This window comes from uncultured Thermosynechococcus sp. (assembly GCF_937958135.1).
Classification (GTDB): Bacteria; Cyanobacteriota; Cyanobacteriia; order Thermosynechococcales; family Thermosynechococcaceae; genus Thermosynechococcus.
Genome location: NZ_CALGOG010000003.1, coordinates 1 through 24190, shown reverse-complemented (window position 1 = coordinate 24190; position 24190 = coordinate 1). Strand labels below are relative to the sequence as shown.

At 54.6% G+C, this 24190-nt stretch carries 23 protein-coding genes; 11 read left to right on the top strand and 12 right to left on the bottom strand.

Features of this window, described 5'->3' with window-relative positions; all coding sequences use genetic code 11:
• A complete protein-coding gene (locus Q0711_RS00470) occupies positions 1-648 on the bottom strand; it encodes a DUF3386 domain-containing protein (RefSeq protein ID WP_298615307.1) in 648 nt (215 codons plus the stop codon).
• A gap of 161 nt (positions 649-809) precedes the next feature.
• Here Q0711_RS00470 and Q0711_RS00465 point away from each other — a divergent pair, with 161 nt between their 5' ends.
• Positions 810-1343, top strand: coding sequence for a P-loop NTPase family protein (locus Q0711_RS00465; RefSeq protein ID WP_298615304.1), 534 nt, complete (start codon positions 810-812; stop codon positions 1341-1343).
• Here the strand turns inward: Q0711_RS00465 and Q0711_RS00460 are convergent.
• From Q0711_RS00460 to Q0711_RS00440, 5 genes are all read right to left on the bottom strand, one after another.
• Complete coding sequence (locus Q0711_RS00460) at positions 1335-2201, bottom strand: alpha/beta hydrolase (RefSeq protein WP_298615302.1); 867 nt, start codon at positions 2199-2201, stop codon at positions 1335-1337. The genes Q0711_RS00465 and Q0711_RS00460 overlap by 9 nt on opposite strands.
• Before the next feature lie 164 nt (positions 2202-2365).
• Positions 2366-2563 carry a hypothetical protein gene (locus tag Q0711_RS00455; protein WP_298615299.1) on the bottom strand — a complete coding sequence of 66 codons (198 nt, stop codon included), beginning with the start codon at positions 2561-2563 and terminating at the stop codon, positions 2366-2368.
• A 120-nt stretch (positions 2564-2683) separates the two neighbouring features.
• On the bottom strand, positions 2684-3496 hold the full coding sequence (locus Q0711_RS00450; protein ID WP_298617219.1) for a carbon-nitrogen hydrolase family protein: 813 nt from the start codon (positions 3494-3496) through the stop codon (positions 2684-2686).
• Positions 3497-4073: 577 nt separating this feature from the next.
• Positions 4074-5138 carry a tRNA preQ1(34) S-adenosylmethionine ribosyltransferase-isomerase QueA gene (queA, locus tag Q0711_RS00445; protein ID WP_298615318.1) on the bottom strand — a complete coding sequence of 355 codons (1065 nt, stop codon included), beginning with the start codon at positions 5136-5138 and terminating at the stop codon, positions 4074-4076.
• Entirely contained in the window at positions 5138-7012 is a 1875-nt protein-coding gene (locus tag Q0711_RS00440; protein WP_298615294.1) for a PP2C family serine/threonine-protein phosphatase, read from the bottom strand. Before Q0711_RS00440 ends, queA begins: the two co-directional genes overlap by 1 nt.
• A gap of 413 nt (positions 7013-7425) precedes the next feature.
• On the opposite strand from Q0711_RS00440, the gene Q0711_RS00435 reads away from it, so the two are divergent.
• Positions 7426-9738 carry a diguanylate cyclase gene (locus Q0711_RS00435; protein ID WP_298617218.1) on the top strand — a complete coding sequence of 771 codons (2313 nt, stop codon included), beginning with the start codon at positions 7426-7428 and terminating at the stop codon, positions 9736-9738.
• A 4-nt stretch (positions 9739-9742) separates the two neighbouring features.
• Here the strand turns inward: Q0711_RS00435 and Q0711_RS00430 are convergent, their stop codons facing one another.
• Complete coding sequence (locus Q0711_RS00430) at positions 9743-11005, bottom strand: HAMP domain-containing sensor histidine kinase (RefSeq protein ID WP_298615286.1); 1263 nt, start codon at positions 11003-11005, stop codon at positions 9743-9745.
• A 42-nt stretch (positions 11006-11047) separates the two neighbouring features.
• Between Q0711_RS00430 and Q0711_RS00425 the strand changes: the two genes are divergently transcribed.
• From Q0711_RS00425 to Q0711_RS00410, 4 genes are read left to right on the top strand one after another with little or no spacing between them, the layout of a single operon-like run.
• The gene (locus tag Q0711_RS00425) at positions 11048-12787 is read left to right on the top strand and encodes an ABC transporter ATP-binding protein (protein WP_366519066.1); all 1740 of its coding nucleotides are present in this window, start codon (positions 11048-11050) and stop codon (positions 12785-12787) included.
• A 4-nt stretch (positions 12788-12791) separates the two neighbouring features.
• The gene (locus tag Q0711_RS00420) at positions 12792-13652 is read left to right on the top strand and encodes a 3'(2'),5'-bisphosphate nucleotidase CysQ (protein ID WP_298615283.1); all 861 of its coding nucleotides are present in this window, start codon (positions 12792-12794) and stop codon (positions 13650-13652) included.
• A 28-nt stretch (positions 13653-13680) separates the two neighbouring features.
• Positions 13681-15027 (top strand): signal recognition particle-docking protein FtsY, encoded by a 1347-nt coding sequence (gene ftsY / locus Q0711_RS00415; RefSeq protein ID WP_298615281.1) that lies wholly within the window; start codon positions 13681-13683, stop codon positions 15025-15027.
• Positions 15024-16205: an LL-diaminopimelate aminotransferase gene (locus tag Q0711_RS00410; protein WP_298615279.1), complete on the top strand. Its 1182-nt coding sequence runs from the start codon at positions 15024-15026 to the stop codon at positions 16203-16205. Before ftsY ends, Q0711_RS00410 begins: the two co-directional genes overlap by 4 nt.
• A 4-nt stretch (positions 16206-16209) precedes the next feature.
• On the opposite strand, the gene Q0711_RS00405 is transcribed toward Q0711_RS00410, so the two are convergent.
• Genes Q0711_RS00405 through Q0711_RS00390 form a run of 4 tightly spaced genes read right to left on the bottom strand, consistent with a single transcriptional unit; the run spans position 16210 to position 19970 of the window.
• On the bottom strand, positions 16210-16389 hold the full coding sequence (locus Q0711_RS00405; protein ID WP_298615277.1) for a hypothetical protein: 180 nt from the start codon (positions 16387-16389) through the stop codon (positions 16210-16212).
• The gene (gene fabG, locus Q0711_RS00400) at positions 16376-17080 is read right to left on the bottom strand and encodes a 3-oxoacyl-ACP reductase FabG (RefSeq protein ID WP_366142503.1); all 705 of its coding nucleotides are present in this window, start codon (positions 17078-17080) and stop codon (positions 16376-16378) included. The genes Q0711_RS00405 and fabG overlap by 14 nt, the downstream gene beginning before the upstream one ends.
• 2 nt (positions 17081-17082) lie before the next feature.
• Positions 17083-17805, bottom strand: a complete 723-nt coding sequence (locus tag Q0711_RS00395) for a M15 family metallopeptidase (protein WP_298615269.1) — start codon at positions 17803-17805, stop codon at positions 17083-17085.
• A 26-nt stretch (positions 17806-17831) separates the two neighbouring features.
• The gene (locus tag Q0711_RS00390; RefSeq protein WP_298615265.1) at positions 17832-19970 is read right to left on the bottom strand and encodes a transglycosylase SLT domain-containing protein; all 2139 of its coding nucleotides are present in this window, start codon (positions 19968-19970) and stop codon (positions 17832-17834) included.
• Between the two features lie 80 nt (positions 19971-20050).
• Between Q0711_RS00390 and Q0711_RS00385 the strand changes: the two genes are divergently transcribed.
• Positions 20051-20374: a hypothetical protein gene (locus tag Q0711_RS00385; RefSeq protein ID WP_299041254.1), complete on the top strand. Its 324-nt coding sequence runs from the start codon at positions 20051-20053 to the stop codon at positions 20372-20374.
• A complete protein-coding gene (locus Q0711_RS00380) occupies positions 20371-20730 on the top strand; it encodes a YtxH domain-containing protein (RefSeq protein WP_298615260.1) in 360 nt (119 codons plus the stop codon). The genes Q0711_RS00385 and Q0711_RS00380 overlap by 4 nt, the downstream gene beginning before the upstream one ends.
• A gap of 209 nt (positions 20731-20939) precedes the next feature.
• Here Q0711_RS00380 and Q0711_RS00370 read toward each other — a convergent pair whose 3' ends face one another.
• On the bottom strand, positions 20940-21698 hold the full coding sequence (locus Q0711_RS00370) for a ChaB family protein (protein WP_298613897.1): 759 nt from the start codon (positions 21696-21698) through the stop codon (positions 20940-20942).
• Positions 21699-22071: 373 nt separating this feature from the next.
• On the opposite strand from Q0711_RS00370, the gene Q0711_RS00365 reads away from it, so the two are divergent.
• From Q0711_RS00365 to mreD, 3 genes are all read left to right on the top strand, one after another.
• A complete protein-coding gene (locus Q0711_RS00365; RefSeq protein WP_298613899.1) occupies positions 22072-23112 on the top strand; it encodes a rod shape-determining protein in 1041 nt (346 codons plus the stop codon).
• Positions 23113-23126: 14 nt separating this feature from the next.
• Positions 23127-23891 carry a rod shape-determining protein MreC gene (gene mreC / locus Q0711_RS00360; RefSeq protein ID WP_298613901.1) on the top strand — a complete coding sequence of 255 codons (765 nt, stop codon included), beginning with the start codon at positions 23127-23129 and terminating at the stop codon, positions 23889-23891.
• Positions 23857-24190: rod shape-determining protein MreD (mreD, locus tag Q0711_RS00355; RefSeq protein WP_299041250.1), on the top strand; the 334-nt coding region annotated here is incomplete at its 3' end. The genes mreC and mreD, both read left to right, overlap by 35 nt.

The following is a 24190-nucleotide window of genomic DNA, read 5'->3' as shown; positions in this document are numbered from 1 at the left end:
TTAGTCGGCTAAAAGCTGCAGGTCATCAAAGCGAATTTCCACGGTGCTGGTCTGGCCATTTTCATGGGTGTGCACCACCTGCCGACTCATTAGGTAGTAATTGCCCACGGGCACGTAGGTATCCTCAAACTCCATTTGCCGCAGCACTTCATTGGTTTGCGGGTTGCGGAAGACCGCCACGTAGTTGGTGGAAATGTACCCCGCGCCGGTCTCGAGGGCTTCACGGTGGGTAATGGCAAAGGCCACCCGCCCCATGACGCGGCTGACATAGACAATTTGATTGTCCCGCACTTTGTAATTAGACCCCATGGCGTCGCCGCTGACGAGAATCTCCACCGCCCCACTGGCGTCGGTTTCCCCGACTTGGAAGGTGTTTTTGCCATGGGCAGCTTCAAAACTGTTGCGCTTGCGGTGCACAATCACATCCCGCAGTTGGTTGTAAAGGGATTCGCGCACCTGCTCGTCTTCAATGCCACTCACTTCAACAGTGTAGTCGCGGCTCACTTTGACTTGCCCCTGATAGCTGCGATCGCCCTCAATGAGCGTGACCTTGGCCGTAAAGCCGGGAAAATTCTCATCCCATGTGTAACGATTTTCGTAGGCGGCGCGAAAGAGCGCCTCAGCATCAAGGGCTTGTGTCGCGGGCATAGCGGCATCCTCCGTAACAATCACATTGTTTTAAGATAACCGATTCTTTGACCCCTTGACGGCCACGTATATCTAGTGTTCACTAGGGTTAAATCATGGCACACTACACTAGATGTATAACCCCCGTGGGTCATTCCCCTTTTTGAATAAACAGGAACACGATGGTGGCACAACTCTCGGTTTCCGTCTCTGAGGCAAGCTTGCCCCTAACCTATGGTGTTGAGGGAGTGGTGCAGGTCTTTACCTGTCCGCAGCGACACTTTTTCGCCACGGTCATAGCACAGGCGTTGCGGGTGGCTGCTCAGGGGAGTGGGGTATTGGTTGTGCAATTTCTCAAGGGGGGAATTCAAACGGGAATTGAGCACCCGATTCAGTTGGGGCAACATTTGACGTGGTGGCGACCGGCTTTTCAACGTTGTTTGGGGGATCCACAGACCATCACGCCAGAGGAGAAGGCCGCAGTCCGCCAGCTTTGGGAACATCTCCAAGGGACGGTGCAAGGGGGACAGTATCGCTTGGTCGTTCTAGATGAGGTGAGTGTGGCCATTCAACTGGGGCTGCTGAGTGAAGCTGAAGTTCTGAATTTCTTGAAGCATCGCCCACGCACCCTCGATGTTATGTTGACTGGGCCTGAAATGCCGCCGTCCTTGTTGGCGATCGCTGACCAAGTGACCGAATTGCGGCGACTAATTTAGGGGCGCTGAAACAGTCTCTAACCACTCCAGCAAATACTCATTCACCAGATCGGGTTGCTCCTGCTGCACGAAGTGACCACAGTAGTCTAAGTATTGGATTTTTAACTCTTTGACGTAGGCTTCTGTGCCGTAGGTGAGTTCAATGCCGAGGGTGGGGTCTTGCCGCCCCCAGAGCATCAAGGTCGGCACCTCTAACATCCCCCACTCGCGACGCCAGAGACTTTGTAGCGTGGCACGGTAGTAGTTGAGCATCCCTGAAAGGGCGCCCCGCTGGGCGGCAGCATCCTGATAGAGAGCCAAGTCGGCAGGTCGAATGGCCTGCTGGTTCACCGCTGCCCAGCGAAAAATTTGGGCGATCGCCCCATAGCCCCCCCATTCTAAGAGCAGCTCCGGCAACCACGGCAGTTGGAACAGCAGCATATAGCTACTGCGCAGCCATTGCTCCCAACTTAACTGCTGAAACTTGGCAGGGTGGGGACAAGCCAAGACACTCAGGGTTTGAATCCGCTCAGGGACAGTGTAAGCCACCCCCCAAGCCACCATTCCTCCCCAATCGTGCCCCACTAGATGACAGCGACGATAACCTAGGCCATCTATGACACCGACAATATCGAGGATTAACTCATCGAGAACGTAGCTGGCGGTATCTTGGGGTTTATCGCTGAGATTGTAGCCGCGCAAATCCAGGGCAACAACTTTGTGCTTGTCTGCCAAGACGGGAATTTGATGTCGCCAAGAGTACCAAAACTCCGGAAAGCCATGGAGCAACAGTACCAACTCCCCTTCTCCCTGGGTGACATAGTGGAGACGGATGCCATTGGAGACAATAAATTTATGAATCCACGGCCCTTCAATCATAGGCACCTTGTGAGCTGGCACTTTCCACTATAACCAAGAAACCCTAGACGTAGGACTTTGGCGGGGCGATCGCTCTTTGCGGCAATAAAAAACCCCGCTTCCGAGGGGAGAGAGAATCACTTAGCAAGACAATTCTGAAACTCTGAAACAATTCTGGCGTAACGTTAGTAGGCAAGGGTTTCGAGAGCCTGACGCAAGTAAGCGGTAACACAAGCATCCAGATCGGTGGGCTGCTCAAGGATCACACCGGCTTGCTTCTCACTCAGCCAACGCTGAAACCCTGAACTGTGGGCGATCGCCCGCTTCAGCAAGTTCCAAACCTCCGAGGAGGCTTGCGGGTTGGAAACCGTAACGCTATCCATAGATACGCTCCTAACTGGTTTGGAGTGAGGGCAAGGATTCACCTATGGTTTTAAGATAGCGTAGGAAATTCCCCGCCGCTGTATGCCCTGTTACGATTGATTGCACAATTTGCCCAAGGATTAGAAAAAGACGCGGTGTTGCAGGCAGGGCATCTGTTGGCGGACCTGTTCAAGGCGGCTGGGTTCAATGGCTGCAATTGCGACACCGGGGCGATCCCCCGCATCTGCAAGGATGGTTCCCCAAGGATCGACAATCAGGGCATGGCCGTGGGTTTGCCGCCGCCCATAGTGAACCCCCGTTTGAGCTGGTGCAATCACATAACAGGTGTTTTCAATGGCCCGTGCTTGCAGGAGAACCTGCCAGTGATCTTTACCCGTAAAAGCCGTAAAGGCAGCCGGCACAAACAACACCGTTGCCCCCGCCTGGGAGAGCGCGCGGTAAAGTTCTGGAAAGCGAACATCGTAGCACACCGACAAGCCAATATTCCCCAGTTCCTTACTGGGATAGACAGAGGGCAATTGCCGTCCGGCCAGCACTGTTCCCGATTCGTAGTAGATATTGCCATCGGGCAACTCGACATCAAATAAATGCACCTTTTGGTAACGGCTCAATTCTTCCCCTGTCGGGCCAATGAGTACTGCTGTGTTATAGACTTTGCCTTCAGTGGCCGGTACCGGATAGCCACCCCCCACCAAGGTAATCTGAAATCGCTGCGCCATGCGTTTCAAAAAGGCCTCGGTACGCTCGGCGATCGTTGCCGCTTGAGCCACTTTCTCGCGATCATCACCAAGAAAGGAAAAATTTTCCGGCAAGCCAATTAGTTCTGCCCCCCGTCTCACCGCCAATTCAATCAATTCTTCTGCCTGCGCCAGATTTGCCTCAAGGTTGGGTTGGCTGGTCATTTGCAGTGCGGCAGCGAGATAGGATTTCATGCCCATTGAAAAAAGACAGCAATCTTTTATTCTATCGTTGCAATCTGCTTCGGGCAAGTCTAACGAGAACGCAGGTTCTGGAAGATCGGATTGCGCGGGGTAGGAGTTGAACGGCCATGGCTGCTCTTAGAACGCAATAGTTCCCGCGTTCACCATCATTAGTCGTTTTCTGCTCTCAATGAATTTTCTTGACTTGGCCAACAATGGCGAGGTTTCGGTTGCCCCCACTATAAATCGCCGTCCCATGGGCAACCAAGAATCTGAAATATTTTTTTAATGGTTAACCACAAAGCTATACTATTGCTCAAAATTCCTTAAACGCCCAAGCATGCCCCTAAAAAGCCATCCGCTCCCAAGGAAGGCCTCAGGAGCGGTCTGGTGGTTATCGTGGGTGTCAACTGCTAGGAAAGGTAGCTTCCTAGGTGTCGATTTCAACTCAACAGATGGAGAACAACTCTTCCCTAGAGCTGAACTACTCCAAAACGACGACCCAAGCGTTTACTACTATCTGCCATGGGCATCACCTCCATCTCCCTGAACGGTACTTTGCAAAACAACTGAGCTTAGGATAGCACATTCAAACGGGATTGGAGCAAGCGCTAGGCAAAATCAGCATGGCATCGCCAAAGGAATAGAAGCGGTACTGGCGATCAATGGCCTGCTGGTACAACTCAAGTAGCCGTTCGCGACCAATAAAGGCACTGACAAGCATCATCAAGCTGGAGCGAGGCAGGTGAAAGTTGGTAATGAAGCCTTCGACAATCTTGGGCCGGTACCCCGGATAGATATACAGATCACTTTTGCCAGAAAAGGGTTGAAGGGTGCCTGATTGAGCTGCCGTCTCTAGGGAGCGAATCACGGTGGTGCCGACGGCAATGAGCCGCCCCCCGGCAGCTTTGGCGGCCTGAATCCGCTCGACAGTGGCAGCCGGTACCTCAATCCATTCTTCGTGGAGATGGTGATGGCGAATATCCTGAGCCTCAACGGGGCGAAAGGTGCCAATGCCCACATGGAGGGTCACAAAACAGTGATCAATCCCCTGATAGGCTAGCTTGCTCAGGAGTTCGGGGGTAAAGTGCAAGCCGGCGGTTGGTGCAGCGACGGCTCCGGGACGGCGGGCATAAACGGTCTGGTATTGCTCGGTATCCTCAATGGGGTTGTCAATGTAAGGAGGTAGGGGCACTTCCCCCAGTTGATCGAGGTAGGACCATAGGCGATCGCCCGCCGGCAGATCGAATTCAATTATCCGTCCGCGAGTCTCCTCGTCAACAGCCTGTACCGTGGCCTGCAGCGTGCCAATTTGAATCATGGCGCCAGGGCGCAATTTTCGACCGGGCTTCACCAAGGCCAACCACTGGCGATCGCTCAATTCTTCGAGGAGAAACACCTCGACGGTGCGGCCAGCGCCACCGACTTTTTGCCCAATTAGCCGTGCTGGAATGACTCGTGTATCGTTGAGCACAAGCAGATCCCCCGGTTGCAACAGTTGCGGTAGCTCATAGAAAAAGTGATCCGTGGCGGTGTTCTTGGTCACCACCATCAGGCGAGAATGATCGCGGGGGGACACAGGGTGTTGGGCAATCCGCTCCGGGGGTAGGTGATAGTCGTAGGCGTTGAGGCAAAAATCAGCAGGATTAGGCATCATTGGGGGGTAATCAAGGGGGAAGGAGAGGACTCTACACCCTCTGTAGAGCGATTCATAGAAGTCACAACAGTGAGAAAACCAAGGGCAGCAGTGGCAATGCCCACAGCCGTCAGCAGCAGCCAGGCGGGGGAACGAGACATTTGGGTTGGCTGCGGTTTGGGTTGGGGTTGAGGGGGTTCCCCCATTTGGGAAGCCATTATATCCAGTTCCGATGGCTGGGGGGGGGCGACGTGGTTCATTGGAATGTCTGTTACCTCTGGCAACTCCCCTTGACAGACAATATCGCTGTAATCCAAGTCAATGACCCCCGCCGCATTCTTCATCCGACAGTGAATGAGCATCACCGTCACGTTGTCATGACCATTGAGGCCATTGGCAAGATCAATGAGTTGTTCAGCCGCAGCAGTGAGGGAAAGTTCACCTTGGAGCACCGGCAGGAGGTACTGCCGCCAGTAGGTTTCGACACGGTTAAAATCACTGAGGCCATCGGAACAGAGCAACAGAATCCCCTCCTCATCTAGCAAAAAGTGTTGAACCGTGGGATGTAGATGCTGAGAGGGTGCCATGCCCAAAGCTTGCACCAAAGAACCACCGTAGGGGAGTTCGAGGGCTTGATGGTAAGTACTCATCCCCAAGCGCACATCGCGGCTGGCCACATCGTCATCCAGGGTGAGTTGGTAGCATCCCCAACGGTTGATCCAGTAGGCACGGCTATCGCCAATGTGGGCCAAGTAAAGATGGGCGTGTTCAATCAGGGCACCGACAACGGTGGTTCCCATGCGCTGGCGTTCGTGGCGCTGCTCCGTATTGTTGCGTTGATTGATCGCATCGTTGGTGCGGCGAATGGCTGTTTGAATGGCCTGCTCAACCCCAGCAGGGGACATCTCCAGCACTTGAAGGGGGGTTAGCGCCTCCTTGAGAATGTGAATGGCTAAGCCCGCAGCGACATCGCCCCCTTCATGCCCCCCAACTCCATCACACACCAAGGCGAGCACCTGCGATTGGTTCGTGAGATCGCCCTCTGGAAAACACTTGTCCTCATTGCGAGTGCGACTGGGCCCTTGGTCGGAGCGACTGGCAATATCATAGTAGTACTCATAGCCCAGGTGATCTAGAGCCTGTTGAAACAGTGTCTCTAAGGTGTCACGAATAAATTCAGGGGTAGTGTCCTGAGGATCCTGCATGTGTTGACATAGGATCGTGAAGGCCTGCTGAAAATTTTCCCCTTGATCGGCAAAGCTGAAATGGGTTTGCCAGAATTTGCCAAGGTCGGCCAAGGTTGGATTATTGCCCGCTTGCAGTTGCAGGAGTCGCACAAGGGAACCTTCGGCTCGCAAAAGCTGGGGATTGAGCAGCGTGAGAGCCACATTTTCTGCCGCCAGTGCCGGCCAAAGGGAGATGATTTGCCATAACCAGTTGAGGCGGCGCACTAAATTGGCTTTCTCCCAGATGAGGGTAAGGGGAGCAGCATGGGTGAGACCGGGGGCAACTTTGGCATCGGCAAGGTCAATACAACTGACGGGGGCATGCTCAAGGAGCAACAGTTCTCCCTCAGGAAGGGACAGGGCACCGAATAATTCGGGCACATGGGGACGCTTGGGAAATAGGCGCAGGTAAGGACGGTAGAGTTGGGCAGTGTTGTCCACCCCAGGAGCGGGTTCCCCCGGCAGTAGATCTAAGAGTAAGTGTTTGCCTTGCACGAGGTAGCGATCGCCCACCAGTTCACCCACGCTGTAGTGATCCAAGCTAGAACCGATCGCCCACAAGTAGCGTTTCAAAAGCGGTACTCGGCAGTGGCAGCATTCGGTTTGATCAATGGCATTGGCGGTGCCACACTCCGGGCAAATGAGGTTAGGCGCAGTTGGATTCATCGCTTCAACCCTGAGATGGCTGCCGCAGTCACAATCGCCCGTAGCAGGCACGTGTGGAGTTCCTGATCGAGTAATTTACTAGTCCATAGCATGGGGCGAATAAGAGGCATGCAATTCCCTATCCTAGCTTTTCTCCTGCAATAGCGGAATATTTCAGTTACAGCTCTTGATTGCTGGATCGAAGGCACTCAAAACTGTAAAAGTAGCCACGGAGGAGACTCACATTCCCTTTGCGTATCCTCATCCTCAATGCTGTTAGCGAACCATACAAGATAAAATTAGAATAATCAAGCTGCGGTGGAGATCGTCAAAGTTAATGACATGAATTTTTGTAAATCTTTTGTTTGTTTTTTAGAAAAATTAAAAATTATAGACATAACCTTAATAGCAAATCTTCCTGAGAGAGGGGCACTATGGAGCAATTGAGTTTAGGCTTAAATTTGCAAGCCTTGGTTCAGGCTCAATTAGTTGTGATTGCTCCAACGGGTTCCTTCAATGAGATTCTCCGCGGGTTACAGAACAACCAAGGATTTGGTTTAGTTGTAGAAGAGCAAGGACAGTTTCAAGGATTGATTACCCAGCGGGAGGTGATCCGTGCCCTTGGTCAAGGCATGTCTCCTGAGGAGATCACCGCCTCCAAAATTATGCTACCGCCCGACTATTGTCTGCGCCTCAATGATCTCGACGATCCCCTAGCGGTCTTGGAGCGGTTTCGCTACTTTGGGGTGGATGCCCTTGCAGTGGTGAATAATTCAGGGGGGGTTGAGGGATTACTGACCCGCCAAGCTTTTCGCGAGAGCCTGCGCCCGGTGGATCTATTACGGATTAAGCGGGTGGCTGAGGTCATGGTGCCCGATGTGGTTACTATTGCTGCGGAGGCTTCTTTACAGGAAGCTGCTGCCCTGATGACTGAACGGCGTGTGACGAGTTTGGTGGTTCCTGAAGCAACGTCCAGTGGTCTGCTGCCGCGCGGTATCATTACAGAAAAGGATATTTTTGAGGCACTGCATTCCCAAGGGGGGGTGCTCAGCGGAACGGTGGGCAGTACTATGTCCCAACCCGTGCTGACGGTAACCCCCGATCAAACTCTGTGGCAGGTCAATCATTTGTTCAAAGAGCATGGGGTACGGCGGGTTGTGGTGGTGGATGCCAAGGGGCAGATGGTGGGCATTGTTACCCAAAGTAATCTGTTGGCGGCAATTGACATTACGGAAGCCCAAGGGGTGATTCAGGTTCTAACCCGGGAACTCAATCAGGCCACGGCAGAACTCCGCTGGCAACTGTCACGGCAACAGGCAATTACGGTGGCAATTACCGAGAGTGAGCAGCGCTACAACACCCTCATCAGTCATTTACCTGTTGCGATCTATCGCCGCGATCGCCTGTGGCAGTTTCATTACGTTAGCGATCAAATTTACGATCTCACGGGATATTTTCCCCAAGAGTTGTCGGATCTGCGTCGGATTATTCCACCTGCCGATTTGGCTAGGGCAGAACGGGAGATTGAACAGGCGATTCAGCAGCAGCGTGCCTATAGTACCACCTATCGCATTCAACATCGGGATGGCTGTTTCCGCTGGTTGAGCGATCGCGGCCAGCTCAATCCTGAAACCAATACCCTCTACGGCGTGCTGCTGGATGTCTCGGAGCAAAAGCGCACGGAAGAGCGGCTCAAGACCGCCCTAGAGCGGGAGATTATCGTCAGCACAATCATTCAAGATATTCGCCAATCCCTGCAACTGGAAGAAATTTTGCAGCGGGCAGTCACCAGTATTCAGCAACTGCTCCTGAGCGATCGCGTGCTCATTTACCGCTTTTTAGAAGACGGCAGTGGCATTGTTGCTGTAGAGGCAACCTCTTCTCCTGCCTATGCCATCCGTGGCCAAATCATCCACGACCCCTGTTTTAGCAGGGAAACTGCCCAGCGCTTTCTCGAAGGACGAACCCTGACCATCAGCGATGTCAACCAAGCCCAACTTCAAGATTGCTATCGCGAGCTGCTGGTGGGTTTGCAGGTGCAGGCGAATCTCGTAGTACCCCTCTTGCACGGGCAGACCCTTTGGGGGCTGTTGATTGCCCATCAGTGCAGTCGGCCACGGCTTTGGCAGCGGGAAGAACTATTCTTACTGCAACGGATTGCCGAACCCCTAGCGGTGGCACTGCAACAGGCAGAAATGTACCAAGCCCTAGAACAGGCCAATGCCAATTTACAACAGATGGCCTATTTAGATAGCCTCACCGATATTGGCAATCGTCGCTACTTTGATGAGCTGCTGGCCAAAGAATGGCGGCGCTGTCGGCGGGAGCACTGTCCCTTGAGCTTAGTGCTATTGGATATTGACTGCTTTAAGGCCTATAACGACCACTACGGCCACTTGCAGGGAGATGAGGTGCTAAGGCAGGTGGCACAAATCTTGGAGTGCTGTCTTCAGCGTGCCGGCGATGTGGCTGCCCGCTTTGGGGGGGAGGAATTTGCCCTAATCCTGCCCAATACAACCCAAGGCGGAGCCATCCACGTTGTGGAAAAGGTACGGGCGGCTCTTGCTGCAGCGAACATTCCCCATGCGAAAAGCCTCGTTGGCTCAACCCTCACCGCCAGTTTTGGGATTGCCACCACCGTGCCTGCTGCGCCCCATTTGCCTGCCGACTTGCTCCGGTGGGCTGACCAATGCCTTTATAAAGCAAAGTCACTGGGGCGCGATCGCTGGATTGCTAAGGAATTATAGAAAACTAAGGTGAGATCAGCGGCAGATAAATTCGCAGCCATGCTCCCCCATAGTGTGGATGATTGGCAGCCTGCATATAGCCCCCGTGGCACTCTACAATTTGGCGGGCAATGGCTAGCCCCAATCCACTGCCACTGCCAATAGGGGGCATGCGTCCTTCACTATCGGTGGGGATGACAAAGCGATGCCGCCGTGCCTGTGCTCGATAAAACCGCTCAAACACATGGGGCAAGTCCTTGGGGGGAAAGCCACTGCCCGTATCAATGACTTCAAGGCAAAGATAGCCTCCCTCGCGATCGCTCACTAGGCGGGTGTAAACCCGACTCCCCACAGGGCTGTACTTAATGGCGTTGTCGTAGAGATTGACGAGGAGCCGAAACAGTTGCGATTCATTCCCGCAGTAGGGAAATTGCTCTGGGCCGGTGTACTCGTGGTGAATGTTTTTGGCCTTAGCGAGGGGGGCGAGGGATTGCCATGCAGTGTCAATAAGTTTGACAAGGTCGAGGGGGTGTCGCTCTAGGCTATCGGCGGGCGTGTGGCTGAGGCGGTTTAATTCTAGGAGTTCTTGGACAAGGAGACTGAGGCGAATAATTTCCTCGAGGAGGCGATCAACCCAATCCCGTAAGGACTCTGGCACCCGTTGTTGCAGGGTTTCAGCAACAAGGCGCAGGGATGTTAAGGGGGTTTTTAATTCATGGGCAACATCCGCTGCCCAGCGATCGCGCTCATCCCGCAACCGCACCGTTTCTTCGCAGTCTTCAATGAATACCCCCACATGCCCCTCGCCAAGGAAGAGTCCCCGTGCCCGCAGGGGTTTGCGCTTGGTTTGTCCGGTCGGTGTAAGGTAGGCATAGAGCCATTCCTGCTCCCGCATGGTTTCCTCGTGGCGCACCTCCTCGATAAGACAGTCCAATTCATAGGAGCGCACCAGTTCTAGAAAAAGGCGACCTTGGGGATGGGCGCAACCGAAGAGCGATCGCGCCGCCGCGTTACAGCAGACCACGCAATCGGCTTCATCCACCTCAAAGTAGGCAATGGGGGCATATTCAACAAGCTTTTGAGAGCGCAGCAGTTGCTGACGACAGCGTTCCTGTTCTTGAAGCTGTTGGCTGAGTAAGGTCTGCAGGCGTTGCCACGGTGAGGATTTGCAGGGACGGACGGTGTACTGCTCAAGGATTGTCTCCACAGCGTGTTGCACTTGCTGCCACTGCCAGAACCAAACTGCTAGACCCAACAGCAGGCCAACCCCCAAAAAGATCAACTCCATACCTGAGTGCCAAAATCGCCTCTATTCTAGGATTATTCTGAGTTGGTTCGCCCTGCGATGTCGTCACCCCTTTTGCGTGTTGAAGCCCTCACCGTTGACTTTTGCCAAGCGGGTCAGATCCAGCGGGCAGTGGATGGGATTTCCTTTAGCCTTGAGCGGGGTCAAACCCTTGGCATTGTCGGCGAGTCAGGTTCGGGTAAGTCAGTGACCTGTTTGGCGCTCCTGCAGTTACTGTTGCCGCCGGCACGCATTAGCCGTGGCCAAGCTTGGTTTCAACCAGAAGGGGAAGCCATTGACTTGCTGCGCTGTTCCCCTCGCCAAATGCAACAGATTCGGGGACGGCAAATCAGTATGGTGTTTCAAGAGCCAATGAGTTCCCTCAATCCCGTCTATTCCATTGGCTTTCAACTGGCGGAGGCCATCGATCCGCAGCAACGGCTGCCCTGGGCATCAGTTCAACAGCGGGCGATCGCCCTCCTGGAGCAGGTGCAGCTCCTCAAGCCCGAAGACCCCCTTGAGGTGAAAAAACGCTTTCTTAAGCGCTATCCACACCAACTGTCCGGCGGGCAAATCCAGCGGGTGATGATTGCCATGGCGATGGCGGCCTCGCCGCTGCTTTTAATTGCCGATGAACCAACCACTGCCCTCGATGTCACCGTGCAGGCGGCCATCCTGCGGCTTCTACAGGAGTTACAGCAACAGTACAACTTGTCATTGATTTTTGTAACCCATGATCTCAATCTTGTGGGGGAGTTGGCCGATCGAGTTATTGTCATGTACCAAGGACAAATTGTTGAAGCGGGAACGGTGGAGGAGGTGTTTCGCCACCCCCAACATCCCTATACCAAAGGACTCTTGGCCTGCCGTCCCCGCTTGGATTGCCGGTTGACTCTTTTGCCCACGGTGGCCGATTTTCTTGGGGCAACGCCCCCCCGCTTAGAAGTAATTTCCCCCGCGCAGCAGCAGGAGCGCCTAGCCCATTTAGCCACCCAACCCCCCTTGGTGCGGGTGGAACATCTCTGGGTGAAGTATCCTGTGGCGGGCAGGCAGCGCTTTGTTACTGCCGTTAGGGATGTCTCGTTTACGATTCGTACAGGGGAGACCCTTGGCTTGGTGGGGGAGTCGGGTTGCGGCAAAACCACCCTAGGCCGCACCCTGTTGCGTCTGCTGGAACCTGCTCAGGGCAAGATTTTTTTTGGCGATCGCGACATTAGCCATTTATCGCCTCGCCAATTGCGCCCCCTGCGGCAACGCATGCAACTCATTTTCCAAGATCCCTACAGTTCCTTGAATCCGCGTATGACTATTGGCGAGTTGGTGGCAGAACCGCTGCGCCTTCACCGCCCTCATCAGTCAAAACGGCAACACCAAGAACGGGTGTCCTATCTTCTGGAACGGGTGGGCATTGACCCCCAAGCCCAGCATCGCTATCCCCATGAATTTTCGGGGGGGCAGCGGCAGCGAATTTGTATTGCCCGTGCCTTGGCCTTGAATCCAGAGTTTATCGTCTGCGATGAGGCCGTCTCGGCCTTGGATGTATCCGTGCAGGCGCAGGTGCTGAATTTACTCAAAGAACTCCAACGGGAGTTTCAACTGACGTACCTCTTTATTTCCCACGACCTCAGTGTGGTCAAATTCATGAGCGATCGCCTCATGGTTATGTACAATGGCGAAATTGTGGAAATGGGTGAGGCGGAAGCCGTTTACCAACAGCCCCAGCACGACTATACCCGCAGATTAATTGCCGCGATTCCCCGTGGTCTTTCCTTTTGGGCAGCTTAAAACCATGTCCCCCTCCCTTGATCTTGAAAAGACGCTTGCAACGCTGCGCCCAATTCTGTGGCAAGCCCTTGAGCAACTGCGCCAGTTTTACCGCCAGGTGAAGCATCTAACGGTGCAGGACAAAGGCGGCGATCCCGTTACGCTGGCGGATCAAACGATTGATGCCTTTTTGCGCCATGCCCTCCAAGCACATTTTCCCGCCTCCCAGTTTGGCTATTTGACAGAAGAAACCTATACCCCAGGGCAGCCATTGCCGCAGCCCTACCAGTGGATCATTGACCCCCTCGATGGCACCTCCGACTTTCTACAGCAAACGGGGGAATACGCCATTCACGTTGCCCTGGTTCATGACCATCGCCCCTGTTTAGCCGCCGTGGTTTGGCCAGAGCAGGAGGTCATCTACACCGCCATTGCCGGCGCAGGCACCTATCGAGAGACCCGCTGGGATTCTACGCAACTGCGGGTTCAGCCACCCAATGAAGGGCGGCCGTTGCGGGTGGTCATGAGTCGGAGCCACGGCGGAGAGCACCTGCAAGCCTTTCTAAGCACATTGGGGGTCATACAGCAAATTCCGATGGGGAGTATGGGCTGTAAAACAGCAAGTATTTGCCAAGGGGATGCGGATCTGTACGTCAATCTCACAGGAGGCAGTGCCCCCAAGGACTGGGATTTGGCCGCGCCAGATCTCATCATGCAGGAGGCGGGAGGAGCCTTTACCTATGCCAATGGGGAGTTGCCCCGCTACAATTGCGCCGATGTGCAGCACTGGCTGCCCTTGGTGGTGGGTCATCCTGCCTTGAGCCGCTGGGTGGGCGATCGCCTGCAAGCTTTTTTAGCAGAGAATCAAAGCTATTCTGGAAAATAGGCAAGTTCGGTTGGACAAAGGATAGGGCATGGTTTTTAATTGGTTTCGACGCAAGTTTGGCGGCAGTGGTGAGGAGCCATCCCCTCCGGCAGAAACCCCAACGGAATCCCCACCCCCAGACTCTCCAGAATCCACCGCTTCCCCGCCTATCCTCAATTGGGCAAAAACAGCACTCCAGTCTATTCAAGCGCGACAGCAATCGGAGAGTGCCGCAACCGTTGAAACCCCTGAAGCAAGCCAAAAGACAGCGGCGGATAGCCCCATTTCCATTTCTGAGGAGTCCGAAAAGACTGCCGTGGCTCAATCTGCTGTTGTTGAGGCTGAACCGGGAGAACCAAACCCTTCCCTTGTCCTCAATGAGGGCTTTTTGTGGTCAGCGGAGGTGCTGGCAGCCCAAGGGCGGCGGCCAGAGGAGGTGGATATTGAGGAAATTACTTGGTTGCAACGCCTGCGCCAAGGTCTGGGCAAAACGCGGCGGGGATTGGTGCATCAACTGCGGGCGATTGTGGGTCAAGGCCCCCTGAGTCGGGAGGCGGTGGAAGAGATTGAGATGCTGCTGTTGCAGTCGGATGTGGGCGTCAAGGCCACAGATCAGATTATTGCAGCACTGCAAACAAAAATTCGCCAAGAAACCCTCCCTGCCGATCAGGCGATCGCCTACCTGAAGGAGATTCTGCGGGACATTCTGGATCGCCCCTTTCAACAAGGCTACCGCCGCGAGTTTGCCCCGAAAAAAGGCGTGCTGAATATCTGGTTGATTGCCGGTGTCAACGGTGTCGGCAAAACCACTACCATTGGGAAACTGGCTCACATTGCCACCCGGTCAGGCTATCGCTGTTTGATTGCAGCGGCAGATACCTTTCGGGCAGCAGCCACGGAACAGGTGAAAATTTGGGGACAACGCTCCAATGTGGAGGTGATTGCCAACCCCGCCAAAAATACCGATCCTGCTGCGGTGGTCTTTGATGCCATTGGGGCAGCCAAGGCGCGGGGCACCGAATTGCTGCTGGTGGACACTGCCGGCCGCCTGCAAAACAAGGCCAACCTCATGGAGGAACTCAAGAAAATCCGCCGCATTATTGATAAGAACGCAGGCGATGCGCAAATTGAGTCGCTCCTAGTTCTCGATGCCACCCTGGGTCAAAATGGTTTGCGCCAAGCCCAGGTCTTTGCCGAGGCGGCGCAACTCACGGGCGTCATCCTCACTAAGTTGGACGGGACGGCGAAGGGAGGGGTGGCTTTGGCGGTGGTACAGGAATTAGGCCTGCCCATTCGCTTCATTGGTGCTGGCGAGGGCATTAAGGATTTGCGCCCCTTTAACAGCTTTGAATTTGTGGAGGCACTGCTCTCCCGCGATGGGGAGGTGGCAGCATGAGGTTGGCCGATCGCCTGCGGTACTTTCAGAGCAATGTCTTTGATGCTATGGATCGGGCGAAGGCAGCGGTGGCAGCCACAGGCAAGCCCATTGTGGATCTCTCCCTCGGCTCTGCGGATTTGCCCGTCGCGGATCACATTTTGGCGGCCATTGAAGCTTCGGTACGCGATGCCAGTACCTACGGCTATCAACTCTTTGCCAGTACGGCGGCCTTTCGCCAGGCGGTGGCCACTTGGTTTGAACGCCGCTTCGGCCTCAGGGTGGATCCAGAGCGGGAAGTGCTGACGCTGATTGGTTCCCAAGAGGGCACAGCCCACTTGCCCCTGGCGGTGATGAACCCCCAAGAGTATGCCCTGGTGCTCGATCCGGGGTATCCCTCCCATGCGGGGGGCGTGTATCTGGCAGGGGGGCAACTCTATCCATTGCGCTTGCGGGCAGAAAATCACTTTTTGCCGGATCTAGAGGCCATTCCCCTGAGGGTGCGAGAGCAGGCCAAACTGCTGATTCTCAGCTATCCCCACAATCCCACCACGGCGGTTGCTCCCCTTGAGTTTTTTAGGACAGCGGTGGAGTTTTGCGATCGCCACGGCCTCCTGCTGGTACACGATTTCCCCTACGTTGATCTGGTCTTTGACGCAGAGCGAGCACCCTCGATCTTTGAAGTGGATCGCGATCGCCAGGTGAGCATTGAATTCTATAGCCTCTCCAAGTCCTACAATATGGGCGGGTTTCGCATTGGCTTTGCCATCGGCCGTGCCGACGTGATTGCGGCGCTGCGCCAAATTAAGTCAGTGATTGACTTTAACCAGTACGCCGGCATCCTGCGGGGGGCCATTGCCGCCCTCACGGGGGATCAGACCTGTGTTCAGCAAACCCGCAAAATTTTCCAACAGCGGCGCGATACCTTTGTCCAAGCCCTTGCAGATCACGGTTGGTCGGTGCCCCTGCCCGCGGCGACGATGTATGTGTGGGCGCCCCTCCCTGAGCCTTGGCGGCGGGATTCCCTTGGCTTTTGTCAGTCGCTGGTCAAAGCAACTGGGATTGCAGCGGCACCCGGCTCAGGCTTTGGTCAAGGGGGAGAGGGCTATGTGCGCTTTGCCCTAGTGCGCGATCGCCCCTGTTTAGAAGTGGCGGCTGCCCAAATTGCTGCATTTAGCCAAAGGGGAGTTCTGGTGTAGTGCCCTAGTCTCCCATCAGCCACGCCAGCAGGAGGAAAAGCACACCCCACAGCACCACCGCGGGCAGATGAAGGGAGCGCAGCACTTCAAGGGGGGTAAGAATCAGGATCTCGGTGAGGACATTGGCAATCGCACAAAGCAGGCTCAGCAATAGGATAAAGAGCATGGCCCTAGGCATTGCCATAGATGGGAATCACGGCACCACTGATGGCCGCTGCTCCCTCGGAAATCAGATAGGCAATCAGTTCACCAATTGCCTGGGGACTCACCCAATTTGCTGCTTGCGCTTCCCCCATGGCCGCTCGATTGGCGGGGGTATCAATAATGCTAGGGAGAATTACATTGGCGGTGATGTTTTGGCCTTTGGTTTCAGCGGCGATCGCCCGCGTCAGAGCCACCACTGCTGCTTTGGCGGCACAATAGGCCGCCAGTTCCGCCGCGGGTTCAACCGCACCGCGAGAGCCAATAGTCACAATGCGCCCGTACCGCTGAGCCTGCATGCGTTTGAGGGCGTGTTTACACACCAAGAAGGTGGTCTCCACATTGAGGCGAAAACTCTGCTGCCAGTCACTGAGGGCAAATTGCGCCGTTGCCCCCATGCTAAAGCCCCCCACCAAGTGAACCACCGCATCCAATTGCGGCATGCGCTCCACGAGGGCGGCTACTTCACTTTCATTGTTCAAATCCGCCGCCACAAACCGCACATTGGCCAACTCCGCCGCCGTCAATTGTTTTTCAAGGGCTTCACGGGCAGCCGCATCAATGTAGGGAACCGTCAGGGTATAGCCTTGACTCAAGAGAACGGGCACCACTCCCTGACCCAGTCCGCCGGTGCCGCCTGTCACTAAAACCGCCCGATGGGCAAGTCCTCCCATGGCTAATTCCTCGGTGTCAGTTGTCGTGCTCTGTAGAAGGTCTGCAAACTGTGGCGATCGCCCACAAAACGCCAGTGCCAAGGTTCATAGCTGACGCCCTGGGGATTGTTGCGGGGAAACGAGAGTTCAAAACTAAAGCGGGCGGCATTTTTTTGCAGCCATTGAAACGCCGGGGTGTCCTCAAAGCTCTCCTTAAGATGGGTGTTGGGTCGGTGGCCATCGCCAATATCCACCGCATAGCCCGTATGGTGTTCGCTATAGCCAGGGGGAGCACTCACCAATGCCCGCTCAGTGGTGCGTTGTGCCTGCTGCTCTTTGACCTCAAAAAAGAGATAGTCCTGATCCTGTTTGGAGCGAAAGCCCGAAAGAGGCACCAGAACCACTCCCTCCTGCTGCGCGGCAGCCACCATGGCTCGAAACCGCTCTGCTGCGGCTCGGCGTAGCTTGATTTGGCCATCGGCACTCACCGCTTCGAGTTCTGAGAGAGGGGCTTCCTCGTAGGGCAGATGTCCCAGCAGGTTTTCCGTTGGGGTAGCCGTCGGGGTTGACTCTGTTTCTTTGGCCGTTGGCGATGCAGGGGGACGATTGAGAAACCCTGCTGCTCCCCCCCCTACAAGACCCACGAGAAGAATTGCGCTGGCGATCGCCAGTCCCCCTCGCCGAGGCTCTCCCTTACTCTTCGGGATTGGTTGTAGCCGCTCCGCAACAGGAATATCTTGATCCATGATTTGACCCTGTCCTTCTCTAAATTTTAGGGTTTTTCGGGCTGGGCATAGAGTTGCCAGTAATTCCAATAGTTCTCTAAGACATTTTTGACATAGCCATGGGTCTCAGGAAAGGGAATTGATTCGATAAAGCGATCGGGATCGGTAATATCGAACCGCTTTAACCAGTGATTGACATTTCCAGGCCCCGCATTATAGCTTGCCAAAGCCAAGAGGGTGTTTTGATGGTATTGATTGTGGGTGTAGTCAAAGTACCAAGTGCCCAGGCGGATATTATCCTCTGGCTCCACCAGCGAATAGCGGTCTAGGTTCAACTTTTTGGCAATCCAAGTAGCGGTTTCAGGCATAAGCTGCATTAACCCCGTTGCCCCTGCCACTGAGCGAATGTCCTTTTCAAAGCGAGACTCCTGGCGAATCAAAGCCATCACCAGCAGAGGATTTAAGTTGCGCGCCAGTGACCACTTTTGCACCAACTCCCAGTAGGGCAGGGGGTAAAGGGCATACCAAAAGCGAACATCGCGGCGAAGGGGGGCAAAGAAGGTGGCCACTTCAGGTTCATTGGCAGCCCGCGTAAATAGGTTTTGCAGCATGAAGAGGCCATCGAGGTATTCCCCCACCCCTAGGCGAATGAGGCCATCGGTCAGTTGCTCTGCTGCACTGGGTTGCACCCGATTTTCAAATTCCCACTGCCAGCGCTGCCAAGCCTCCTGCGATTGCCCCAGTAGATACAGTTCCCGCAGTGTTGAACTACCCGTCGCTAGGGGGAGGAGGGGTTGGCGATCGCGCCTCACTGAAGGACGCTGTTGCCGCAGGGTTGTCAACGTGCCCACTGGCTTTTTGAGCAGACTGGCTGCCCGCCAAGCATAGTAGGTGTGGGGATAGTGCTCTATAAGGAACTGCCAAGTTTGGCGTTGAGCTTGGGGTTGTCCTGCCTCTCCCTGCCATTTTCCCTGCCAAAAGGCTGCGCGCGGCGCCAGCTCACTGTCGGCATTGAATTTGAGAATTTCCCTAACCCACCGTTGTGCCTCAGACCACTGCCGTTTTTGGGCAGCCCCTTGGGCCAGTTGCCAGCGCAGTTCCGCTGCGGCGCCACTTTGGGGATAAGTCTTAAAAAGTTGCTGTTGGCTCTGTTGTGCTCCCTCAGTATTCCCCAGTGCTTTGTAGTTTTCATACTGCGTCAAGAGGGCATCGGCCGCGATCGCCGGGGCTTGATTTTGCGTTGCCAACTGCAGACACTTAGCCAGCAAAGGGAGACGCTCCGCCGGGGTTTTCGCCAGACGGGCAAGGCGCAGTTGGGCTAGGGCAGCTTCTGAACTCTGGGGAAAGCGGTTAACCAACGTCCGATAGGCAGCGATCGCCCCTGGGGTGTCGCCACTCAGTTGCCGTCCCCGTCCTACCCGATAGAGATTCAGAGGTGTTGGCGGTGCCTTGGCATAGGCGGCCGCAGCGGGGGCATACTGCATTTTCTCCCAATAGCCGAAAGCAACTGCTTCCCAGTCGGCTGGCGTCAGTTGATCGGCGTAGCGCTGGCGCAAAATTTCAAGGTAGGTGCCGTAGTCCTTCAGAAAAAGGCCGTAGCGCGCCACCAGCTTCAGGTAGGGTACTTGATCGGGATTTTTCTCTAACTGTTCCGCCACGTAGTTGATGACGGCAGGATGGCGGGGAAAGCGCGCGATCGCCGGTTGCGGTTGATTTAAGCTCAGAAGCGCCACTGCTGCTTCAGGTTCATTGCCATAGTCCCGCAGCAACTGTTCCCACGTTTCCTTGGCCTTGCGGTTGTCTCCCTGTTGGCGATAGGCCTCAGCCCGCAGTAGAAGAATAGGGGCTGCCATGGGTCGGTAGGTCCGTTCAAGGCCTTGGAGCCACTGGAGACTAGATTGGGGGTTCTTTTGACTCAGGCTTTTTACGGCCAAAAGATAGCGGGCGCGATCGCGCTTGAGGGGGTCTGAAGACTGTGCCCACTGCTTTAGCTCTTGCAGACTTTGGGGGGGTGCTTCCACCGTGAGCGTGTAAGGCGGTGTCAAAGAGGGCGATCGCCAGTGGTACCAACCGGCTAAGCCACCGCCGACAACAAGCCCAGCCAGCAACAGCGACCCTGGCCAAGGCCACATCTGTCGCCAACCTTTTTGTTTTAGGAGCAATTTCACCACACTGCTGAATATCATCAACTCTTAGTCTACTTAGCCACACCTCACCCTCCACTGTGGCAATCTATGAAAAGATGAACCGGTAGTTCCGAAGGTCAATGCCCCCTACGCCACGAATGGTCTGGATTGTAATTGGCTGCAATTGCCTGATTGCGCTGATTTCTCTGTGGTTAGCGTGGCAGTTAGTGAAGCTGCGGCAAATTCTACGGGGGGTGTCCCGCGCTCTACTGGATGCCGAGCGGAGTACCCACGGGGTCTTAGGCGGTGCCCCCGAGGTAATTCTCATTGGCCAACGAGGCGTTGCAGGCTTGCGATCGCAACTGCCTAAATGGCGTCGGCAACAGCGCCATGTCCGTTTGTTTTTAACCTTGATAAGCTGGATAGGGCGGTATGGTGTCCGCTTCCGAAGGAGAAAGCGATGAGTCAGCAACGGGGTGGCGGTGGTGCCTTTTGGGGTGGTTTGCTTCTAGGAAGCGCGATCGGCACAGTTGTAGGGCTGTTGATTGCTCCCCGCTCTGGTAAGGAAACCCGACAACTGCTGCGCAAATCTGCTGATGCTTTACCCGAACTGCTCGAAGACATCACTGCCAGTTTTGAGCAACATCGCGATCGCCTCTCAGAAACTACCCAAGAGCGCTGGCAAGCTACATTAGAGCGGCTCAAAGAAGCGATCGCTGTCGGCATTGAGGTGACCCAGCAACAGCGGCAAATCCTACGCCGTGAAGCCAATGGCATGGCCTTGGGTAACCTCGATGAAGAAGATGCCGTCAATCAATAGCCTGCTTTAGTTGATGTATCTGGCTGGGGTGTGGTTTTAGAGGATCCCGCCGTTGTTGCCATTGACCGAAACACCAAGCAACCTCTTACCGTTGGTACTGCAACAAAGTAAATCCTAGGTCGGACGCATGCGGCCCTTGCGCGATGGTGTGATTGCCGACTTTGGGCACCCTGAACTCAGGGAGAAAGTCAACGCCCTCTAGCCACTATCTAACTACCATAGATGCCCCGATCGTCCCGTTGGAAGAGATTTTTGATGTGCTCCCATGCTTTAACAAGGGCATTTTTTGCATCGTTGGACTCCTTGAGGGCCTCGTTGTAGGCCTCAATAAACTTAGACTGAGCCGCTTCCGACAAATCTGCACGCACCTCTGGAGAAATGTCCTCAGGTCCAGACAACTGCCCCTCAGGTTGACGCGGAATTTGCATCTCAGTAATTGCAGCCTCTTGACCGCCGGCGGATTGCAAGAGGAGAAAAATCTCCCCCGTCTTTTCCTCAGGAACTTCGACCACGAGCAAGAATTCCCCCGCCTGTACCCGTGTTTGATAAATGGCTGCTTTATCTTGGGGCATCCCCAAGGAGATTAGCACCGAGCCCAACCCAGCGCCCAAAGCACCATAGAGTGCCCCACCTGTGGCGCCTAAGAGAGCAGCCGCCAGCGGTCCTGCAGCCGCAACAACACCAATAAAAGGAATGAACAGAACGCCAACCCCCGTCAGCAGACTGAGCAGTGAACCAAAGATAGAACCGTAGAGGGCGCCCGTAGTAACCCCATCCAAGATAATATCTTTCTTGGTAATAAATCCAGTAATCCGGGCTTCAGATTGAAAATTGCGACCAATGATCGAGATATTTTCCTTGGGGACACCGCGATTCAAGAGCCGTTCGATTGCTTCTTTGACGTTGGCCTCTTCCTTGAAGGTGGCAGAGACACATTTGGTTGCCGGTTGAGTAGAGTCAGTAGCCATAGATAGATTCCCTTAACAGAACAAACTACTTCCCTGACCCGGTGCGCCAAGCTGCGCGGGAGCAAGCTAACAGGCCGGGGAGGATGTCAAATTGTCCATTCTTGAACAACTTGGAACCCTAGGCGACCGGATTGACCCGATGGCAAATCACTGGTACAGCCTTCTATAGGATACACAGGGAATGGCAACCTTTCCCACACTGGTTTTCATGGTTTTAGGGGGCATGCCGTTCTCGTGAACAGGGCTGTTTACGCATAACCCACCGGGATTTTTCAACGAAATTTTTCAAACAAAACGTAATACAATCTTGCCATCACGTTTTTGGTAACAGGACTGTTACCGTCGATAGGATTCAAAGAAGGGGTACACCATCGTGGGACTATTTAGTCGGCTATCACGAGATATCGGCATTGACTTGGGCACAGCCAACACCCTAGTTTATGTATCCGGGCGGGGTGTGGTTTTAGAGGAACCCTCCGTTGTTGCCATTGACCAAAACACCAAACAACCCCTTGCCGTTGGTACTGAAGCAAAGCGAATGCTAGGTCGGACGCCGGGCAATGTGGTGGCCGTACGGCCACTGCGCGATGGTGTGATTGCTGACTTTGAGCGCGCTGAACTCATGCTCAAGCATTTTATGCGCCAAGTGCACGGCGGCAAGAATTTGTTTGCGCCCCGTGTGGTGATTGGTATTCCCAGCGGTGTGACGGGTGTGGAACGCCGTGCTATTGAGGATGCGGCGCGAGGGGCAGGAGCGCGGGAGGTGTATTTAATTGATGAACCCGTTGCTGCTGCCTTTGGTGCGGGCTTGCCGGTGGAAGAACCAACGGGCAACATGATTGTGGACATTGGCGGTGGAACCACAGAAGTGGCGGTTCTGAGTTTGCAGGGCACGGTTTTGAGTGAGTCTGTCCGTGTCGCTGGAGATGAAATTTCTGAGGCAATCGTCCAATATTTGAAAAAAGTGCACAACCTAATTATTGGTGAACGCACAGCTGAAGAAATTAAAATTCGCATTGGTTCTGCTTATCCCAACGACAGCTATGACTCCGAATCCATGGAAGTGCGAGGACTACACCAACTCTCTGGCCTACCGCGCACAGTAGTGGTCAAAGCCGAGGAAATTCGGGAAAGTATGGCAGAACCTCTCTCGGCTATTATTGAAGCAATCAAGCGCACTCTTGAGCGGACGCCTCCAGAACTGGCTGCGGACATTGTGGATCGTGGTATTATGCTGGCGGGGGGAGGTGCCTTGCTGCGGGGCTTAGATACGCTGATTAGCCATGAAACAGGCATTGCGGTCCATGTAGCAGCAGATCCCCTGCGCTGTGTTGTCATGGGCACAGGTCGGGTGCTAGAAAACTTCAAAGACTTAGCCCGTGTCTTTTCCACCCAACCCTCGGTCATTGGTTAAGGATCACAACAGCCATGGCTTTTTTGCTGCGCTGGTGGGGACGATATGCAGGAAGTTTCCTCCTGGCAACCTTGGTGCTCACGAGCGCTTGGATCTTGCGTGAGACGAATGGGGCAGCAATTCGGGAGCTGTACCGCCTTCTCAATCTACCCTTTCAAGGCTCCGTGGAAGATCAGCAAACTTTGATTCAAGCCCGCACCTGGCAACTGGAGCAGCAACTAGCAGCCCTCCGGGCAGAAAACCAGCGGTTGCGGCAACTGCTAAAAGCACCGATGCTGCCTAATTGGGAAGGGCGTATTGTTCCGGTGATTGGACGGAGTTCCGATCAATGGTGGCGATCGCTCCTCCTGGGAGCAGGCAGTCGTCAAGGTCTGACCATTGGCTCGGTGGTTGTGGGCAACGGTGGCCTTGTGGGACGCATTACGAGCATTACTCCCAATACCAGTCGGGTGATGTTGCTCACCGATCCTGCCAGTCGAGTGGGGGTCGTGGTGGGTCGGACGCGGCAAATGGGGATTCTGCGGGGACAACTGAATCAGCAGGTGATTGTGGAGTTTTTGGAGAAAGACCCCAAGGTACAGCCCAAGGATGTCCTCTATACTTCAGCCCTCAGCAGTCTCTATCCGGCCGGCATTCCCGTGGGAGAAGTACAATCGGTGGAACTAAGCGATCCAACCCGTCCCCATGCCACGGTTATTCTCGGTGCACCGATTGATCGCCTTGAGTGGGTGACCGTCATTCCCTATGCTGAACCGATGGACACATTTACGGCGAACTAGCCTCAACTGGCTAATTACAACCGGCTCTGTGGGACTTTGTGCCCTGCTGACCTTTATTCACTTACCTAACTTGCCGCTATTGGTACCAGACTGGTTTTTAATTTGGGTTATTGTCTGGAGTGTCAAGCGGTCGTGGGGTCAAGGGGTACTAGCAGGTGTTGCCCTCGGTTGGATTCAGGATGGTTTAGTGGGTGCTCACCCTAGCCACGCAGTCAGTTTAGCTTTGGTGGGGGCGCTGACCGCCCTAATGCAAAAGCAGCGCTTTGTTTCTGAGGATTTTATTTCCGTTGCTCTAATTA

What these genes read in the sequence shown, in the direction of transcription:
- Q0711_RS00465 (WP_298615304.1), top strand. Translation starts at nt 810, where the DNA reads ATGGTGGCACAACTCTCGGTTTCCGTCTCTGAGGCAAGCTTGCCCCTA.
- Q0711_RS00430 (WP_298615286.1), bottom strand. Translation starts at nt 11,005, where the DNA reads ATGGAGTTGATCTTTTTGGGGGTTGGCCTGCTGTTGGGTCTAGCAGTT.
- Q0711_RS00435 (WP_298617218.1), top strand. Translation starts at nt 7,426, where the DNA reads ATGGAGCAATTGAGTTTAGGCTTAAATTTGCAAGCCTTGGTTCAGGCT.
- Q0711_RS00380 (WP_298615260.1), top strand. Translation starts at nt 20,371, where the DNA reads ATGAGTCAGCAACGGGGTGGCGGTGGTGCCTTTTGGGGTGGTTTGCTT.
- Q0711_RS00470 (WP_298615307.1), bottom strand. Translation starts at nt 648, where the DNA reads ATGCCCGCGACACAAGCCCTTGATGCTGAGGCGCTCTTTCGCGCCGCC.
- Q0711_RS00410 (WP_298615279.1), top strand. Translation starts at nt 15,024, where the DNA reads ATGAGGTTGGCCGATCGCCTGCGGTACTTTCAGAGCAATGTCTTTGAT.
- Q0711_RS00390 (WP_298615265.1), bottom strand. Translation starts at nt 19,970, where the DNA reads ATGATATTCAGCAGTGTGGTGAAATTGCTCCTAAAACAAAAAGGTTGG.
- Q0711_RS00440 (WP_298615294.1), bottom strand. Translation starts at nt 7,012, where the DNA reads ATGAATCCAACTGCGCCTAACCTCATTTGCCCGGAGTGTGGCACCGCC.
- Q0711_RS00395 (WP_298615269.1), bottom strand. Translation starts at nt 17,805, where the DNA reads ATGGATCAAGATATTCCTGTTGCGGAGCGGCTACAACCAATCCCGAAG.
- Q0711_RS00385 (WP_299041254.1), top strand. Translation starts at nt 20,051, where the DNA reads ATGCCCCCTACGCCACGAATGGTCTGGATTGTAATTGGCTGCAATTGC.
- Q0711_RS00460 (WP_298615302.1), bottom strand. Translation starts at nt 2,201, where the DNA reads ATGATTGAAGGGCCGTGGATTCATAAATTTATTGTCTCCAATGGCATC.
- queA (WP_298615318.1), bottom strand. Translation starts at nt 5,138, where the DNA reads ATGCCTAATCCTGCTGATTTTTGCCTCAACGCCTACGACTATCACCTA.
- mreC (WP_298613901.1), top strand. Translation starts at nt 23,127, where the DNA reads ATGGCTTTTTTGCTGCGCTGGTGGGGACGATATGCAGGAAGTTTCCTC.
- Q0711_RS00420 (WP_298615283.1), top strand. Translation starts at nt 12,792, where the DNA reads ATGTCCCCCTCCCTTGATCTTGAAAAGACGCTTGCAACGCTGCGCCCA.
- fabG (WP_366142503.1), bottom strand. Translation starts at nt 17,080, where the DNA reads ATGGGAGGACTTGCCCATCGGGCGGTTTTAGTGACAGGCGGCACCGGC.
- ftsY (WP_298615281.1), top strand. Translation starts at nt 13,681, where the DNA reads ATGGTTTTTAATTGGTTTCGACGCAAGTTTGGCGGCAGTGGTGAGGAG.
- Q0711_RS00370 (WP_298613897.1), bottom strand. Translation starts at nt 21,698, where the DNA reads ATGGCTACTGACTCTACTCAACCGGCAACCAAATGTGTCTCTGCCACC.
- Q0711_RS00450 (WP_298617219.1), bottom strand. Translation starts at nt 3,496, where the DNA reads ATGAAATCCTATCTCGCTGCCGCACTGCAAATGACCAGCCAACCCAAC.
- Q0711_RS00405 (WP_298615277.1), bottom strand. Translation starts at nt 16,389, where the DNA reads ATGGCAATGCCTAGGGCCATGCTCTTTATCCTATTGCTGAGCCTGCTT.
- Q0711_RS00455 (WP_298615299.1), bottom strand. Translation starts at nt 2,563, where the DNA reads ATGGATAGCGTTACGGTTTCCAACCCGCAAGCCTCCTCGGAGGTTTGG.